Here is a 1,362-nt window from a genome sequence, read left to right on the forward strand (position 1 = left end):
GGGCCCGGCGCCGAGGGACGCCCCCGTCGACGCCTCACTACAGATGCAGAGGGTCTCCGACCGGACGGCCGGACGCGAACGGCCTTCTCCGACGGCCACCCCCAGAGCACCCCCCCGTTGACCAGGACGTACGGCGTCCCCGCTACCCCGGTTCTTCATCCGGTAGGGAGCCCAACCACTCGAGCACCGGGCCTGAGACGACCCGGGCGAACTCCTCGTACCCCGCGCGGCCGGGGTGCGCCCCGTCGCCGGCGGTGACCTCCCGCATCCACGCCCCACCGGGCCGCAGGGAGTCGAAGGTCGGCACGAACGGCACCCCGGCCTCGGAGCACACCGCGGCAATGGCCGCGGCGCGGGCGGCGATCCGCTCATTGACCTCCTCCCACACGACCGGTGGCGGCCCCACCACCAGGAACCGCCCCCCGGGAGCACGGGCGATCATCCCGCGCAGGGCCGCGACCGTGCCCGCCTCCTCGACGCGCAGGGCGCCCTCGTGCTCCATCACGTCGTTGACGCCGAACTCCGCGATCACCGCCGTGGTCGGGAACGCGGCGCGTCGGCGGTCGACCTCGTCCCACCGGGCCAGGATCATCTCGGAGGTGTCCCCACCGATCCCCGCGACGGTGGTGTGGAGGCTCAGGCCCACCCCGGCACCCTCCTCGACCAGGTGCGCGGTCCATCCCCGGCCGGTCTCGTCGCCGTATCCGGCCACGAAGGAGTCGCCGATGATGCAGACGGGGAGGTCACGCGGTTCGCTCACGACGCCACCGTAGCGGCTCGGCGTCAACGCCAAGAGCGTTCCGTACACCCCACTCCCGGCCGATGTGTGCGGAACACTCTTCGCGATGTCAAGACACCCAGGACGGTCCGGCGAGTCAGTCCAGGTGGCGGGACTGCGCCCAGCGGGTGAGCGCGTGCCGGTTGGACTGCTGGGTCTTGCGCAGCACGTTGGAGGCGTGCGTCTCCACGGTCTTGACCGAGATGAACAACGTCTCGGCGATCTCCTTATAGGTGTACCCCCGTGCCAACAACCGGAGCACCTCCTTCTCCCGCGGGGTGAGGGAGTCGACCTCCGGATCGTGGACCGGCTCACCCCGCTCCTGGAGGCCCGGGGCGGCACGGGCGAACGCGTCCAGGACGAACCCGGCCAGGCGCGGGGAGAACACCGCGTCCCCGTCGGCCACGCGGCGCACGGCGTCGGCCAGTTCCCCGCCGGAGATGGTCTTGGTGACGTACCCGCGCGCCCCGCCGCGGATCACGGCGATCACGTCCTCCGCGGCGTCCGAGACACTCAACGCCAGAAAGGTGGACACAGGCGCGTCAGACGCACCGGATGTGCCGGACGTGTCGGCTGTGGCGGGA

General features: G+C 71.9%; 2 protein-coding genes. Both read right to left on the bottom strand.

The genetic code is table 11. The features are described 5' to 3' along the window. Nucleotides 1-142 precede the first annotated feature (142 nt). Nucleotides 143-760: an SGNH/GDSL hydrolase family protein gene (locus G6019_RS14135; RefSeq protein WP_182613456.1), complete on the bottom strand. Its 618-nt coding sequence runs from the start codon at nt 758-760 to the stop codon at nt 143-145. A 115-nt stretch (nt 761-875) separates the two neighbouring features. Then, a partial coding sequence (locus tag G6019_RS14140) for a response regulator transcription factor (RefSeq protein WP_182627841.1) occupies nt 876-1,362 on the bottom strand: 487 nt, incomplete at its 5' end.

This window comes from Dietzia sp. DQ12-76 (assembly GCF_014145045.1).
In the GTDB taxonomy this organism is placed as follows: domain Bacteria; phylum Actinomycetota; class Actinomycetes; order Mycobacteriales; family Mycobacteriaceae; genus Dietzia.